This window comes from Pseudomonas sp. MWU318 (assembly GCF_016756945.1).
GTDB lineage: Bacteria > Pseudomonadota > Gammaproteobacteria > Pseudomonadales > Pseudomonadaceae > Aquipseudomonas > Aquipseudomonas putida_A.
This window is the reverse complement of the sequence record NZ_JAESJL010000007.1, coordinates 19841-33027: the sequence shown is the minus strand read 5'-3', so window position 1 is coordinate 33027 and position 13187 is coordinate 19841. Positions and strand designations below refer to the sequence as shown.

Sequence of the window (13187 nt, the reverse complement as noted above, 5' to 3'; positions counted from 1 at the left end):
GCGATCTTTTTGCTTTTCCCACCGATTGACGGGTTAAACATAAAAGTCCAGTATGGATTTATAAGTACAAAAAACCCCGTTCCAGCTCTTTTCTTCTGTCTTGCCAAACCAACAACAACCCGCGAGAGAACGAACATGAAGAAACTCCCCCTGATCACCGGTCTGGCCCTGAGCCTGTTGGCGTGCACCAGCTCGTTTGCCGCCGAGAAAACCCTGCGCATCGGCATCGAGGCCGCTTATCCACCGTTCGCTTCGAAAACCGACAAGGGCGAAATCGTCGGTTTCGACTACGACATCGGCAACGCCCTGTGCGCGCAGATGAAGGTCAAGTGCGTGTGGGTCGAGGGTGAGTTCGATGGCCTGATTCCTTCGTTGAAAGTGAAGAAAATCGACATGGCTTTGTCGTCGATGACCATCAACGAGGACCGCAAGAAGTCGGTGGATTTCACCCACAAGTACTACTTCACTTCGTCGCGACTGGTGATGAAGGAAGGCGCCACGGTCGATGACCAGTACGCCAGCCTCAAGGGCAAGACCGTCGGCGTGCAGCGCGCCACCACCACCGACCGTTATGCCACCGAGGTGTTCGAACCGAAGGGTATCAACGTCAAGCGCTACGGCAATAATGAAGAAATCTACATGGACCTGGCGGCCGGGCGGCTCGATGCGATTTTCGCCGACACCATTCCGCTGACCGACTTCCTGTCGATGCCGCGCGGCAAGGGCTATGCGTTTGTCGGGCCGGAGCTGAAGGATCCGAAGTACGTGGGCGAGGGCGCGGGGATTGCGGTGCGCAAGGGCAATACCGAACTGGTCAGCGAGTTGAACACGGCCATCGACGGGATTCGTGCGAGTGGCGAATATCAGAAGATTTCCGAGAAGTACTTCAAGTCTGACATTTACGGCGACTGACAGTCCGCTACCGCTGACAAGCCAGCTCCCACAGTGACCGAGTCGTGCACAGATTTTGTGTACACCAAAAAAACTGTGGGAGCTGGCTTGCCAGCGATGGGGCCGGAAATGCCAAGGCAGGTCTTCAGCCCTTCAATTCCTTCAAATGCTTGTACACCGTCGCCCGCCCCATATTCAGCACATTGGCCACATAGTTCGAGGCACTCTTGCCCTTGAACGCGCCCTCGGCGTGCAGGGCCAGAACCAGTTCGCGCTTGTGATCGCGGGTCAGCAGATTCAGGCTCAGCTGCCGCTCGCGCAGCCAGGCGTGGAGGAAGGTGTTGATGCGTTCCTGCCAGTCATCGCGAAACAGTGAATCCGGCTGCGGGATCAGTTTGCTCGGCGACAGGAACAGATCCAGCGCGGCCTTGGCATTCTCGAACAACGAGATATTCAGATTGATGCACAGCACCGCCAGCGGCCGGTCTTCACCGTCGCGCAGTACGGTGCTCAGGCTGCGGATCTTCTGGCCGTCCCAATTGAGCTTTTCGTACGGGCCGATGTTGCGCTCACTGATCTCCTCGCTGAGCATGTCTTCAAGCGATGAATCGTCGCCGATCTCGCGCTTGGACAGGTTGTTGGCGATGTAGTCGACCTTCTGTGTGCGCAGGTCGTGCAGCACCACTTCGGCGTGGGGAAAGAACAGCGTGGCGATGGCGTCGGCGATGGCACGGAAGTTATCCAGGGCCGGATCGAATTCGGGGGCGGTCATGATTGTGGAGCTCCAGGCGGCGTCAGCGCCCCCGTGCACGGGGGCGCTGCGAGTGTGCCGCAATCCGTTGGGCGCGTCATCCGCAGGGGCCATCAGCGCAGGCGCGAGGGGGAGAGCATGGCGCTGCTCAGGCCGAACTGCTGTAACGACTCAGGCAACGGCTGACCACGCACCAATGCCGCGCTGGCCTGGCCCATGGCCGGTGAAGTCTGAATACCGTAACCGCCCTGCGCTGCGACCCAGAACAGCCCCGGCACCTGCGGATCGAAACCGCTGAGCAGATCACCGTCGGCGACGAAGCTGCGCAGTCCGGCCCAGGTGCGGGTCGGGCGGCGGATGGTCAGGGTCGTGGCCTCTTCGATCTGGTAAATGCCCATGGCAATGTCCAGTTCTTCCGGCTGCACGTCATGCGGTTCGACCGGGTCGGCGTTGGCCGGCGAGCCGAGGAACATCCCGGCGTCGGGCTTCATGTAGAACGATTCGTCGAGGCTGACCAGCATCGGCCAGTGATGAATGTCCACGCCCTCGGGGCCGGCGAAAATGAACGCCGCACGGCGTTTCGGTTGCAGGCCCAGCGCCTGGGCGCCAGCCAGCGCGCCGATCTGGTCAGCCCAAGCGCCGGCGGCGTTGATGATGACCGGCGCGCTGAAGGTCTGGCCGTTGGTTTGCACCTGCCAGAGGCCAGCGGCGTCGCGCGTCAGGCCCAGCACCTCGCAATCGGTGCGCACCTCGCCGTTGTTGCGGCGGATACCGCGCAGGTAGCCCTGATGCAGGGCGTCGGTGTCGATGTCACTGGCGGTCGGATCGTAGATCGCGCCGTGGACTTTTTCCCGACGCAGGATCGGCAGACGGGCGCAGGCTTCGTCGGCGCTGAGCAGCTGCATTTCTGGCACCGTGGCTTTGGCGCTGAGGTACTGGTTATTCAGTTCGGCGGCGTCACCGCTGAAGTCCACAGTCATTTCGCCGCGCGGTGTCAGCAATGGGTGCTCGCAAAAGCCGCTCGGCGGATGGTCGAAAAACTCACGGCTGGCCAGCGTCAGCGCCCGCACCTGCGGCGTACCGTAGGCGGCGGTGTACAGCGCGGCAGAACGCCCGGTGGAGTGATAGGCCGGGTGCGATTCACGTTCGAGCACGATCACTTTGGCGTGGGGCGACAGCCAGAAACCGGTGGAAGCGCCGGCAATCCCGCCGCCGATGATGATGAAATCTGCCTGGCTCATGAAAGTCTCCTGAGTCATTAAGGTTCTCTGTAGGAGCTGACGAGTGAAACGAGGCTGCGATCTTTTGATCTTGTCTTTTGAAAATCAAAAGATCGCAGCCTCGTTTCACTCGTCAGCTCCTACAGGGGATCGAGGTGTCAGCGCTTGAGGTGATAAACCGCATTGGCCAGCGCAATGTCTTCCAGGCCCAGGCCAATTGAACGGAAAAATACGTGACGGTCGTAACCGGGGCGCGGCACTTTCTCGCTGAGCAGGTCAGCAAGGTCACCGACAATCAAATCCTTGCTCCAGCCATGCTGCTCGGTCGCGATCAACATCTCACCCGCCGAACCCGGTGTGGTCAGCCGATAATCACAGTACACCTGCATGTCGCCCAAGCTCCCCGGCGGCACTTCATGGGCGCGTGGCGCGTTGGTGCTGATTGAGGTGATCAGCGCCGGTTTGCTCAAGTTGGCCGGGTCGATCACTGGGCCGGCGGACGAGGTGCAGAGCATGATCACGTCCGCGTCCGTGAAGGCGACATCGCGGCTGTCGGCAATCTTCACCCCCGGGTAGATCTCTTTCAGCAGCGCCCGGGTTTCAGCGTCTTCAGACAGGCTCGGCGAATACACGCTGATGCTCTGCCAGTCACGCAGACCTTTCACGTAATGCAGATGCGCCTGAGCAACCTTGCCGCTGCCGATGATCGCCAGCCGTTGGGCATTCAGCGGGGCGAGGGCATCGACAGCAACGGCGGTGGTCGCTGCAGTGCGTGCGCTGGTCAGCTCGCCGGCATCGCAAAGCAACAGCGGTTGGCCGGTTTTCATCGACATCAATAGGGTCCACGCCGTGACCAGTGGCGCTTGCTCGCGGACGATGTACGGCGAGGTCTTGACCCCGTACACGCCATCCTCGGCCAGCACCCCCAGATAATTGATGAAGTCGCCGGCGCCCTGCGGAAACTCCACCAGTTGCTGCGCCGGTTGCACGGCGTGGCCAGCGGCGAGGTCGCGGAACAGTTTGCGCAGGATCTGCGGCACGTCGATGCGCGCCAGCAGCTCGCGGGCCTGATGTTGATCGATTACGAAAGGCGTATTGGACATGTCAGGCTCCGGCGGCTAGATCTAAACTAATTTGTCTATTATGGACTTTTAGTTGTCTATCGCAAGCACCTGTTGAAAACGCCGGGCAAAAAAAAGCGCAGTCCGTTGCCGGCTGCGCTTTTTGCGTTACGGGTCGTTTATTGCGGCTGTGGGCGCTTGCGTTCCACCGCGCGCAACAGGTGCGTCGGCGGTGTTTCGCAACTGATCTTGCGACCCAGTTTCTCTTCGATCGACGGCAACTGGTAGGAGTCGTCCTCACCGGCGAAGCTGATCGACACGCCGTCGGCGCCGGCCCGACCGGTACGGCCGATGCGGTGTACGTAGTCGTCCGGTACTTCCGGCAGGGTGAAGTTGATCACGTGGCTGATGCCGTCGATGTGGATGCCGCGACCGGCGACATCGGTGGCCACCAGCACGCGGATCTTGCCTTCACGGAAGCCTTCGAGGGTCTTGATGCGCTTGTGCTGCGGCACGTCGCCGGACAGTTGCGCGGCGTTGATGCCGTCACGCACCAGGCGCTCTTCGATGCGGCGCACTTCGTCCTTGCGGTTGGCGAAGACGATCACGCGTTCCCAGCCGTTGTCATTGACCAGGTTGTAGAGCAGTTTGTATTTGTCAGCCGCGGCCACCGCATAGATGTGCTGCTCGACGTTTTCGTTGGCCACGTTGGTGATTTCGATTTCGACGATTGCCGGATCGGTGGTCCATTGCTTGGCCAGGTTCATCACGTCTTCGGTGAAAGTCGCGGAGAACAGCAGGGTCTGACGCTCGGACTTCGGCGGAGTCTGACGAATGATCTGCCGCACTTGCGGGATGAAACCCATGTCGAGCATGCGGTCGGCTTCGTCCAGCACCATCACTTCAACCATGTCCAGGTGCACGTCGCCGCGCTGGTTGAAGTCGAGCAGGCGGCCCGGGGTGGCGACGAGGATGTCGCAGTGGCGCGCCTCGAGGTGCTTGAGTTGCTTGTCGAAGTCCATGCCGCCAACGAACGTCATGACGTTGAGGCCGGTGTACTTGGTCAGGTCGGCAGCATCCTTGGCGATCTGCACCACCAGCTCACGGGTCGGCGCGATGATCAGTGCACGGGGTTCGCCCATGTAGCGTTCTTTCGGCGGCGGCGTCTGCAGCAACTGAGTGATGATCGAGATCAGGAACGCGGCGGTCTTGCCGGTGCCGGTCTGCGCGCGGCCGATGGCGTCTTTGCCGGCGAGGGTGAAGCCCAGCACCTGCGCCTGGATCGGCGTGCAGTATGGAAAGCCCAGATCCTGGATGGCGTGCATCAGTTCCGGAGCGAGTTTGAAATCGTGGAAGCGGGTTTTGCCTTCCTGGGGTTCGACGACGAAGTCTTCGAGTTTCCAGGGAATGACCGGTGCCTTGGGCTTCGGTTCGCGGCGCGGCCGGGGTGGTTTCGGCGCTTCGGCGCGGACCGGTTCGGTAGCGACGGCAGGTTGCGGCTCGGGCTGGGGTGTCGCTACCGGAGCCGGACGTTCAGCCTTGGGCGCATCGCTGCGAGGGCCGGGGGCGTGCGACGGCGCAATGGGGACTGGCGCGAGCTGCTCAGCCTCGCTTTTACCGAACATTTTCTTGAGTGCTTCGAGCACGGTCATCTCATCAATTGGTTAAGGAATGTACGCCGGCCAGTGTAATGCAAGAAACGGGCGCGGCGTAGTGGGATGATCAAAGCGGTCCGCCAAGCGGCCGAATCAACGCAGGCGTTCGCTCAGCCAGACGCCAATGTCGCGAATTTCTTCGGGTAACACTTCGTGCTCCATTGGGTATTCCTGCCATGTCACGGTGACACCATGCTTGTTTAAATGCTCGTAAGCACTGCGGCCCATGGCGTTGAGTACCACGCCATCGCGTTGGCCGTGCAAGCAAAGGGCGGGAATGCGTTGCTGACTGGCTGAAAGCTCCATCTCGTCGGTGAAGGTCGGGGCATAGGTGGAGAGGGCAAGTACGCCACCCAACGGACCTTGCCACTTTATATAAGCGGTGTGCAGAACGACGGCGCCCCCCTGGGAAAACCCGGCGAGAAAAATCCGCGAAGCGTCTATTCCGCTGGCGCGCTCCTTTTCGATCAATTCAATGATGCGATCCGCCGACGCTTCCAACTGCTCACGATCAATCGACCGTGCCGGACTCATGGCCTTTATGTCGTACCAACTCGGCATCGCGTAACCGCCATTGATGGTGACGGGCAGGGTCGGCGCTTGCGGCAAGACGAAGCGGGTCGTCAGCAGGCTTTCCTGCAGCGCTTCGGCGACCGGCAGGAAGTCATAGCGGTCAGCGCCGAGGCCGTGCAGCCATATAACGCAGGCGTCTGCGGGCTTTACGGGTTCAAGAATCAGGGGCTCGGTCATGGCTGCTCCAAAAATGTGCGGGCGCTCTCAATAAGTGCGTGATTGAGGTGCGCGTCCGGTCGATCCGTTAAGAAGATGTCGCAAGGCTACAAGTTTTGCTATTGACCTGTCGCGCAATCGCTTCAGCAAGCGGTGTGGTACGGGCTTTGCTATGGAGGATTCTGTACGAAGCGTCCTACGCCTTGCGGTAACACTATCAGTGTACGTCTTGCGACGGGATTGCAAAGAATCCGGTGATGGATGTTCGCCAATGGCCGCTACGGGCAAAGCGAACGTGAAAGGGCTACAGCCCGTTCGGCCGATTGGTGAGAAGTGAGTTGTCCATGATGTGGATTTTCTCCTACTAGACTCATAGCGAAGGTCTTACGTCGGTTGACCCCAAAAAAAGCCAACACGGGTCAACAACGCCTCAAAAGGGTGCGACTGGACTCAAGCTCCGACACAACAAGAGCAAAACTGGAGGTTTGAATGAAGATGTTGAAATCCACTCTGGCGGTCGTGACTGCTGCAGCAGTACTCGGCGTCAGCGGGTTCGCTCAGGCGGGTGCAACCCTGGATGCCGTGCAGAAGAAAGGTTTCGTGCAGTGTGGCGTGAGCGACGGTCTGCCGGGTTTCTCGGTGCCGGACGCTTCGGGCAAGATCCTCGGGATCGACGCTGACGTCTGCCGCGCTGTGGCCGCTGCCGTATTCGGCGACGCCAACAAGGTCAAGTTCAGCCAGTTGAACGCCAAGGAGCGCTTCACCGCGCTGCAGTCCGGCGAAATCGACCTGCTCTCGCGCAACACCACCATGACCAGCTCGCGTGACGCCGGCATGGGCCTGAAATTCCCGGGCTTCATCACTTACTACGACGGCGTGGGCTTCCTGGCCAACAACAAGCTGGGCGTGAAAAGTGCCAAGGAACTGGACGGTGCAACCATCTGCATCCAGGCCGGTACCACCACAGAACTGAACGTGTCCGACTACTTCCGTGCCAACGGCCTGAAGTACACCCCGATCACATTCGACACCTCCGATGAAAGCGCCAAGTCGCTGGAATCCGGTCGTTGCGACGTGCTGACCTCCGACAAGTCGCAGCTGTACGCACAGCGCAGCAAACTGGCTTCGCCAAAAGACTACGTGGTGCTGCCGGAAACCATCTCCAAAGAACCGCTTGGCCCGGTCGTGCGTAACGGCGACGACGAGTGGCTGGCGATCGTTCGCTGGGTTGGCTACGCGCTGCTGAACGCTGAAGAAGCCGGCGTGACGTCGAAAAACGTATTGGAAGAAGCCAAATCCACCAAGAACCCGGACGTCGCTCGTCTGCTGGGTGCTGACGGTGAATACGGCAAGGACCTGAAACTGCCGAAGGACTGGGTTGTGAAAATCGTTTCGCAGGTCGGTAACTACGGTGAAATCTTCGAGAAAAACCTCGGCAAGAGCACTCCGCTGGAAATCGACCGTGGCCTGAACGCGCTGTGGACCAACGGCGGCATTCAGTACGCACCACCAGTGCGCTAATGGTTCTATCACCCGGCGGGCCAACCGCCGGGTGATGTTCTGTTCCATTTCTTCCGGGGCACTTCATGCAAAATTCAATCGGCGCACCAAAGCAGAGGTTCAGCCTCAGCGATCCGCGAGTGCGTGCGTGGCTGTTTCAGATCATCACCGTCGTGGCGGTGGTCGCCATGGGCTGGTATCTGTTCGACAACACCCAGACCAACCTGCAGCACCGGGGCATCACCTCCGGTTTCGACTTTCTGGAGCGCAGTGCCGGGTTCGGCATCGCTCAACACCTGATCTCTTACACCGAAGCGGACAGCTACGCTCGGGTGTTCGTGATCGGCCTGCTCAACACCCTGTTGGTGACCTTCATCGGCGTGATCCTGGCGACTCTGCTGGGCTTCATCATCGGTGTGGCGCGGCTGTCGCCGAACTGGATCATCAGCAAACTGGCGACCGTGTATGTGGAAGTGTTCCGCAACATTCCGCCGCTGCTGCAGATTCTGTTCTGGTACTTCGCGGTATTCCTGACCATGCCGGGACCGCGCAACAGCCACAACTTCGGCGACACCTTCTTCGTCAGCAGCCGTGGCCTGAACATGCCGGCCGCGCAAATGGCTGACGGCTTCTGGGCGTTCTTCATCAGCGTGGTGCTGGCCATCGTCGCCATCGTGCTGATGTGCCGCTGGGCCAACAAGCGTTTCGAAGACACCGGCGTACCGTTTCACAAGTTCTGGACCGGTCTGGCGATCCTGCTGGTGATCCCGACCTTGTGCGCGCTGATCTTCGGTGCCCCCCTGCACTGGGAAATGCCGCAACTCAAGGGTTTCAACTTCGTCGGCGGCTGGGTGCTGATCCCGGAACTGCTCGCGTTGACCCTGGCGCTGACCGTGTACACCGCTGCGTTCATCGCGGAAATCGTCCGTTCGGGGATCAAGTCGGTCAGCCATGGCCAGACCGAAGCGGCGCGTTCGCTCGGCCTGCGCAACGGCCCGACCCTGCGCAAGGTGATCATTCCGCAAGCCTTGCGAGTGATCATTCCGCCGCTGACCAGCCAATACCTGAACCTGGCGAAGAACTCGTCGCTGGCCGCCGGTATCGGTTATCCGGAAATGGTTTCGCTGTTCGCCGGCACCGTGCTCAACCAGACCGGTCAGGCGATCGAAGTCATTGCCATCACCATGAGCGTGTACCTGGCGATCAGCATCAGCATTTCCCTGCTGATGAACTGGTACAACAAGCGCATTGCGCTGATCGAGCGGTGAGGAAACGCGCATGACAACCCATACTTTCAAACCCGACATGCCACCGCCGGCCAAGGTCTTCGGCCCGATGGCATGGATACGCGCGAACATGTTTTCCAGCTGGCTCAACACCCTGCTGACCCTGTTTGCGTTTTACCTGATCTATCTGGTGGTACCACCGATCCTCAGTTGGGCGATTCTCGATGCCAACTGGGTCGGCACCACCCGCGCCGACTGCACCAAGGACGGCGCCTGCTGGGTGTTCATTCAGCAGCGTTTCGGCCAGTTCATGTACGGCTACTACCCGACCGGCCTGCGCTGGCGCGTCGACCTGACCGTGTGGCTGGCGGTGATCGGTGTGGCGCCGCTGTTCATCTCGCGCTTCCCGCGTAAAGCGGTGTACGGTCTGAGCTTCCTGGTGATCTACCCGATTGTCGCCTGGTGCCTGCTGCACGGTGGCGTGTTCGGCCTCGACGCCGTGGCGACCAGCCAGTGGGGCGGTCTGATGCTGACCCTGGTCATCGCCACTGTGGGTATCGCCGGCGCCTTGCCGCTGGGGATCATTCTGGCGCTGGGCCGGCGCTCGAACATGCCGGCGATTCGTGTGGTCTGCGTGACCTTCATCGAGTTCTGGCGCGGCGTGCCGCTGATCACCGTGCTGTTCATGTCCTCGGTGATGTTGCCGCTGTTCCTGCCCGAAGGCATGAACTTCGACAAGCTGCTGCGGGCGTTGATCGGGGTGATCCTGTTCCAGTCGGCCTACGTTGCCGAAGTGGTGCGCGGCGGTCTGCAAGCGATCCCCAAAGGTCAGTACGAAGCGGCAGCGGCGATGGGCCTCGGTTACTGGCGCGCCATGGGCCTGGTGATTCTGCCGCAAGCCCTGAAGCTGGTGATTCCGGGCATCGTCAACACCTTCATTGCGCTGTTCAAGGACACCAGCCTGGTGATCATCATCGGCCTGTTCGACCTGCTCAACAGCGTCAAGCAAGCCGCTGCCGACCCGAAATGGCTGGGCATGGCCACCGAAGGCTACGTGTTCGCCGCCCTGGTGTTCTGGATTTTCTGTTTTGGTATGTCGCGCTATTCCATGCATCTGGAACGCAAGCTCGACACTGGCCACAAGCGTTAGGAGTTCTCTGTAAATGAGCGAAGCAATCAAAAAGCCTGTGGGCCCTGAAGGCATTATCCAGATGCAGGGCGTCAACAAGTGGTACGGCCAGTTCCACGTGCTGAAAGACATCAACCTCAACGTCAAACAGGGCGAGCGCATCGTCCTGTGCGGCCCGTCGGGTTCCGGCAAATCGACCACCATCCGCTGCCTCAACCGTCTGGAAGAGCACCAGCAGGGCCGCATCGTCGTCGACGGCGTGGAACTGACCAACGACCTCAAGCAGATCGAAGCGATCCGCCGCGAAGTCGGCATGGTGTTCCAGCACTTCAACCTGTTCCCGCACCTGACCATCCTGCAGAACTGCACGCTGGCGCCGATGTGGGTGCGCAAGATGCCCAAGCGCAAGGCCGAGGAAATCGCCATGCATTATCTGGAGCGCGTACGCATTCCGGAGCAGGCGCATAAATTCCCGGGGCAACTGTCCGGCGGTCAGCAACAGCGTGTGGCGATTGCCCGTGCGCTGTGCATGAAACCGAAAATCATGCTGTTCGACGAACCGACCTCAGCCCTCGACCCGGAGATGGTCAAAGAGGTGCTGGACACCATGATCGGTCTCGCCGAGGACGGCATGACCATGCTCTGCGTGACCCACGAAATGGGCTTCGCCCGCACCGTGGCCAACCGTGTGATCTTCATGGACAAAGGCGAAATCGTCGAACAGGCTGCGCCGAACGACTTCTTCGACAACCCGCAGAATGACCGTACCAAGCTGTTCCTGAGCCAGATCCTGCATTGATTTCAGGTTGATGCACCAGACAAACCCGGCCCTGTGCCGGGTTTTCTTTTGCCCGCGATTTTCATTTTTCCCCTGTAGGAGCTGCCGCAGGCTGCGATCTTTTGACGTTGATCGTTAAACACAAGATCAAAAGATCGTCCGATCGCGGCCCGAGCCTGCGGCAGGTCCTACACGGGGTTGTATGAACCGGGCCAGCTGACTAAGATGTCAGGAAATTCATCCTATGATTGGATGAAAGGGCGAATTTCATGACAGACATCTCACCTTTGATCAAGCGGTCCCTGGTCGATCAGGCCTTGGATCAACTGCGCCAGCGCATCACCGATGGCGTGTGGCAGGTCGGCGAACGGCTGCCGACCGAGCCTGAGCTGTGCGCCGATCTGGGCATCAGCCGCAACACCGTGCGCGAAGCCATGCGCGTGCTGGCGTTTTCCGGGTTGATCGAAATCCGTCAGGGCGACGGCAGTTATTTGCGCGCAGTGGTCGATCCGATGGACACGCTCAAGGCGTTGTCCCGTTGCTCGCTGGAGCAGGCGCGCGAAACCCGGCACATCCTTGAAGTCGAGGCGATTGGCCTGGCCGCGTTGCGCCGCACCGATGAAGATCTGGTGGCGCTGCGCGAAGCGCTCGGCACCAGCGGCAGCCACTACCACGGCGATCTCGACACTTACATTGCCTGCGATCTGGTGTTCCACCGCCGTCTGGTGGACGCCGCGCACAACCCCACCCTCAGCGAGTTGTATCGCTATTTCTCCAGCATCGTCGGCGCGCAATTGCGCCAGACGCTGAACATCGTCCCGCGCCGTCAGGAAGTGTTCGACCTGCACATCGAGTTGCTCGATGCCGTCGAACAACGCGACCCGGAACGGGCCAAAGCCATATCGAGGCAGTTGATCAATGAACCTTGAAAGCGAGAACAACCTCTCAACCCCCAAGCGCACGGCAGAACTCGAAGAGCTGCTGATCGACGCCGAGGCCGACGACGAACAAGTGCAGCAAAGCCATCCGCTGGTACGCCGCCCGTGGCTGTTGCTGCTGGGGCTGATTCTGGTGGCGCTGAACCTGCGCCCGGCGCTGTCGAGCATGGCGCCGCTGCTCAGCGAAGTGTCGAAAAGCCTTGGCCTGTCTGCGGCGCAGGCCGGTTTGCTGACCACGTTGCCGGTGTTGTGCCTGGGCTTGTTCGCGCCGCTGGCGCCGATTCTGGCGCGGCGTTTCGGCGCTGAGCGGGTGGTGCTGGGGATTCTGCTGACCCTGGCCGCCGGGATCATTGTGCGCAGCAACTTCGGTGAGATCGGGCTGTTTGCAGGTAGCGTGCTTGGCGGTGCGAGCATCGGCATTATCGGCGTGCTGCTGCCGGGCATCGTCAAACGCGACTTCGCCAGACACGCCGGAACCATGACCGGCGTGTACACCATGGCCCTGTGCCTGGGCGCGGCAATGGCCGCGGGTTCCACCGTGCCGTTGAGCGAACACTTCGACCACAGCTGGGCACTGGGCCTGGGCTTCTGGGTAATCCCGGCGCTGGTGGCGGCGTTGTTCTGGCTGCCGCAGGTCGGGCAGAAACACGGCGCGCACAACGTCGCCTATCGGGTGAAAGGTCTGCTGCGCGATCCGCTGGCGTGGCAAGTGACCTTGTACATGGGCCTGCAATCGTCGCTGGCGTACATCGTGTTCGGCTGGTTGCCGTCGATCCTGATCGGTCGTGGCCTGACTCCGACCCAGGCCGGCCTGGTGCTGTCCGGTTCGGTGATCATCCAGCTCGCCAGTTCGCTGGCTGCACCGTGGCTGGCGACCCGTGGCAAGGACCAGCGCCTGGCGATCGTGGTGGTGATGGCGCTGACCCTCGGTGGTCTGTTCGGTTGCCTGTATGCGCCGATTGAAGGGCTCTGGGGCTGGGCGATTCTGCTGGGCCTGGGGCAGGGCGGTACGTTCAGCCTGGCGCTGACCTTGATCGTGCTGCGCTCACGGGATTCGCACGTCGCGGCGAACCTGTCGAGCATGTCCCAGGGCTTCGGTTATACGCTGGCTTCGATGGGACCGTTCGCGGTCGGCGTAGTGCATGACTGGACCGGCGGCTGGAATGCCGTGGGCTGGATCTTCGGCATCATTGGCACTGGTGCGATCATTGCCGGGCTGGGTGCCGGGCGTGCGCTGTACGTGCAAGTGCAAAGCGAAAAAATCTGACACCTGTAGGAGCTGCGGCACGCTGCGATCTTTTGATGTTGA

General features: G+C 60.7%; 12 protein-coding genes. 7 read left to right on the top strand and 5 right to left on the bottom strand.

Going from position 1 to position 13187, the window contains the following annotated elements:
* Positions 1–135 precede the first annotated feature (135 nt).
* Positions 136–912, top strand: coding sequence for an ABC transporter substrate-binding protein (locus JN524_RS17230; RefSeq protein WP_108589921.1), 777 nt, complete (start codon positions 136–138; stop codon positions 910–912).
* A gap of 124 nt (positions 913–1036) precedes the next feature.
* Here JN524_RS17230 and JN524_RS17225 read toward each other — a convergent pair whose 3' ends face one another.
* The 5 genes from JN524_RS17225 to JN524_RS17205 form a co-directional block, all read right to left on the bottom strand.
* Positions 1037–1663, bottom strand: coding sequence for a helix-turn-helix transcriptional regulator (locus JN524_RS17225; protein ID WP_202370107.1), 627 nt, complete (start codon positions 1661–1663; stop codon positions 1037–1039).
* 92 nt (positions 1664–1755) lie between these two features.
* The gene (locus JN524_RS17220) at positions 1756–2883 is read right to left on the bottom strand and encodes an NAD(P)/FAD-dependent oxidoreductase (protein ID WP_202370106.1); all 1128 of its coding nucleotides are present in this window, start codon (positions 2881–2883) and stop codon (positions 1756–1758) included.
* A 137-nt stretch (positions 2884–3020) separates the two neighbouring features.
* The gene (locus JN524_RS17215; protein ID WP_202370105.1) at positions 3021–3965 is read right to left on the bottom strand and encodes an ornithine cyclodeaminase family protein; all 945 of its coding nucleotides are present in this window, start codon (positions 3963–3965) and stop codon (positions 3021–3023) included.
* Positions 3966–4102: 137 nt separating this feature from the next.
* A complete protein-coding gene (gene rhlB / locus JN524_RS17210; RefSeq protein WP_202370104.1) occupies positions 4103–5575 on the bottom strand; it encodes an ATP-dependent RNA helicase RhlB in 1473 nt (490 codons plus the stop codon).
* Positions 5576–5671: 96 nt separating this feature from the next.
* Entirely contained in the window at positions 5672–6328 is a 657-nt protein-coding gene (locus JN524_RS17205) for an alpha/beta hydrolase (protein WP_150370317.1), read from the bottom strand.
* A gap of 468 nt (positions 6329–6796) precedes the next feature.
* Here JN524_RS17205 and JN524_RS17200 point away from each other — a divergent pair, with 468 nt between their 5' ends.
* From JN524_RS17200 to JN524_RS17175, 6 genes are all read left to right on the top strand, one after another.
* Positions 6797–7828, top strand: coding sequence for an amino acid ABC transporter substrate-binding protein (locus tag JN524_RS17200; RefSeq protein WP_047292688.1), 1032 nt, complete (start codon positions 6797–6799; stop codon positions 7826–7828).
* A 65-nt stretch (positions 7829–7893) separates the two neighbouring features.
* Positions 7894–9075 (top strand): amino acid ABC transporter permease, encoded by a 1182-nt coding sequence (locus JN524_RS17195; RefSeq protein WP_123587170.1) that lies wholly within the window; start codon positions 7894–7896, stop codon positions 9073–9075.
* Positions 9076–9085: 10 nt separating this feature from the next.
* Complete coding sequence (locus JN524_RS17190) at positions 9086–10183, top strand: amino acid ABC transporter permease (RefSeq protein WP_007965184.1); 1098 nt, start codon at positions 9086–9088, stop codon at positions 10181–10183.
* Between the two features lie 13 nt (positions 10184–10196).
* A complete protein-coding gene (locus JN524_RS17185) occupies positions 10197–10961 on the top strand; it encodes an amino acid ABC transporter ATP-binding protein (RefSeq protein WP_003221897.1) in 765 nt (254 codons plus the stop codon).
* A 248-nt stretch (positions 10962–11209) separates the two neighbouring features.
* Entirely contained in the window at positions 11210–11869 is a 660-nt protein-coding gene (locus JN524_RS17180; protein ID WP_202370103.1) for a FadR/GntR family transcriptional regulator, read from the top strand.
* Positions 11859–13145: a CynX/NimT family MFS transporter gene (locus JN524_RS17175; protein ID WP_202370102.1), complete on the top strand. Its 1287-nt coding sequence runs from the start codon at positions 11859–11861 to the stop codon at positions 13143–13145. The genes JN524_RS17180 and JN524_RS17175 overlap by 11 nt, the downstream gene beginning before the upstream one ends.
* Positions 13146–13187: the final 42 nt, after the last annotated feature.

Coding starts and splice junctions, on each gene's coding strand:
- JN524_RS17215 (WP_202370105.1), bottom strand. CDS start 3,965: ATGTCCAATACGCCTTTCGTAATCGATCAACATCAGGCCCGCGAGCTG.
- JN524_RS17230 (WP_108589921.1), top strand. CDS start 136: ATGAAGAAACTCCCCCTGATCACCGGTCTGGCCCTGAGCCTGTTGGCG.
- JN524_RS17175 (WP_202370102.1), top strand. CDS start 11,859: ATGAACCTTGAAAGCGAGAACAACCTCTCAACCCCCAAGCGCACGGCA.
- JN524_RS17200 (WP_047292688.1), top strand. CDS start 6,797: ATGAAGATGTTGAAATCCACTCTGGCGGTCGTGACTGCTGCAGCAGTA.
- JN524_RS17185 (WP_003221897.1), top strand. CDS start 10,197: ATGAGCGAAGCAATCAAAAAGCCTGTGGGCCCTGAAGGCATTATCCAG.
- JN524_RS17195 (WP_123587170.1), top strand. CDS start 7,894: ATGCAAAATTCAATCGGCGCACCAAAGCAGAGGTTCAGCCTCAGCGAT.
- rhlB (WP_202370104.1), bottom strand. CDS start 5,575: ATGACCGTGCTCGAAGCACTCAAGAAAATGTTCGGTAAAAGCGAGGCT.
- JN524_RS17220 (WP_202370106.1), bottom strand. CDS start 2,883: ATGAGCCAGGCAGATTTCATCATCATCGGCGGCGGGATTGCCGGCGCT.
- JN524_RS17205 (WP_150370317.1), bottom strand. CDS start 6,328: ATGACCGAGCCCCTGATTCTTGAACCCGTAAAGCCCGCAGACGCCTGC.
- JN524_RS17225 (WP_202370107.1), bottom strand. CDS start 1,663: ATGACCGCCCCCGAATTCGATCCGGCCCTGGATAACTTCCGTGCCATC.
- JN524_RS17180 (WP_202370103.1), top strand. CDS start 11,210: ATGACAGACATCTCACCTTTGATCAAGCGGTCCCTGGTCGATCAGGCC.
- JN524_RS17190 (WP_007965184.1), top strand. CDS start 9,086: ATGACAACCCATACTTTCAAACCCGACATGCCACCGCCGGCCAAGGTC.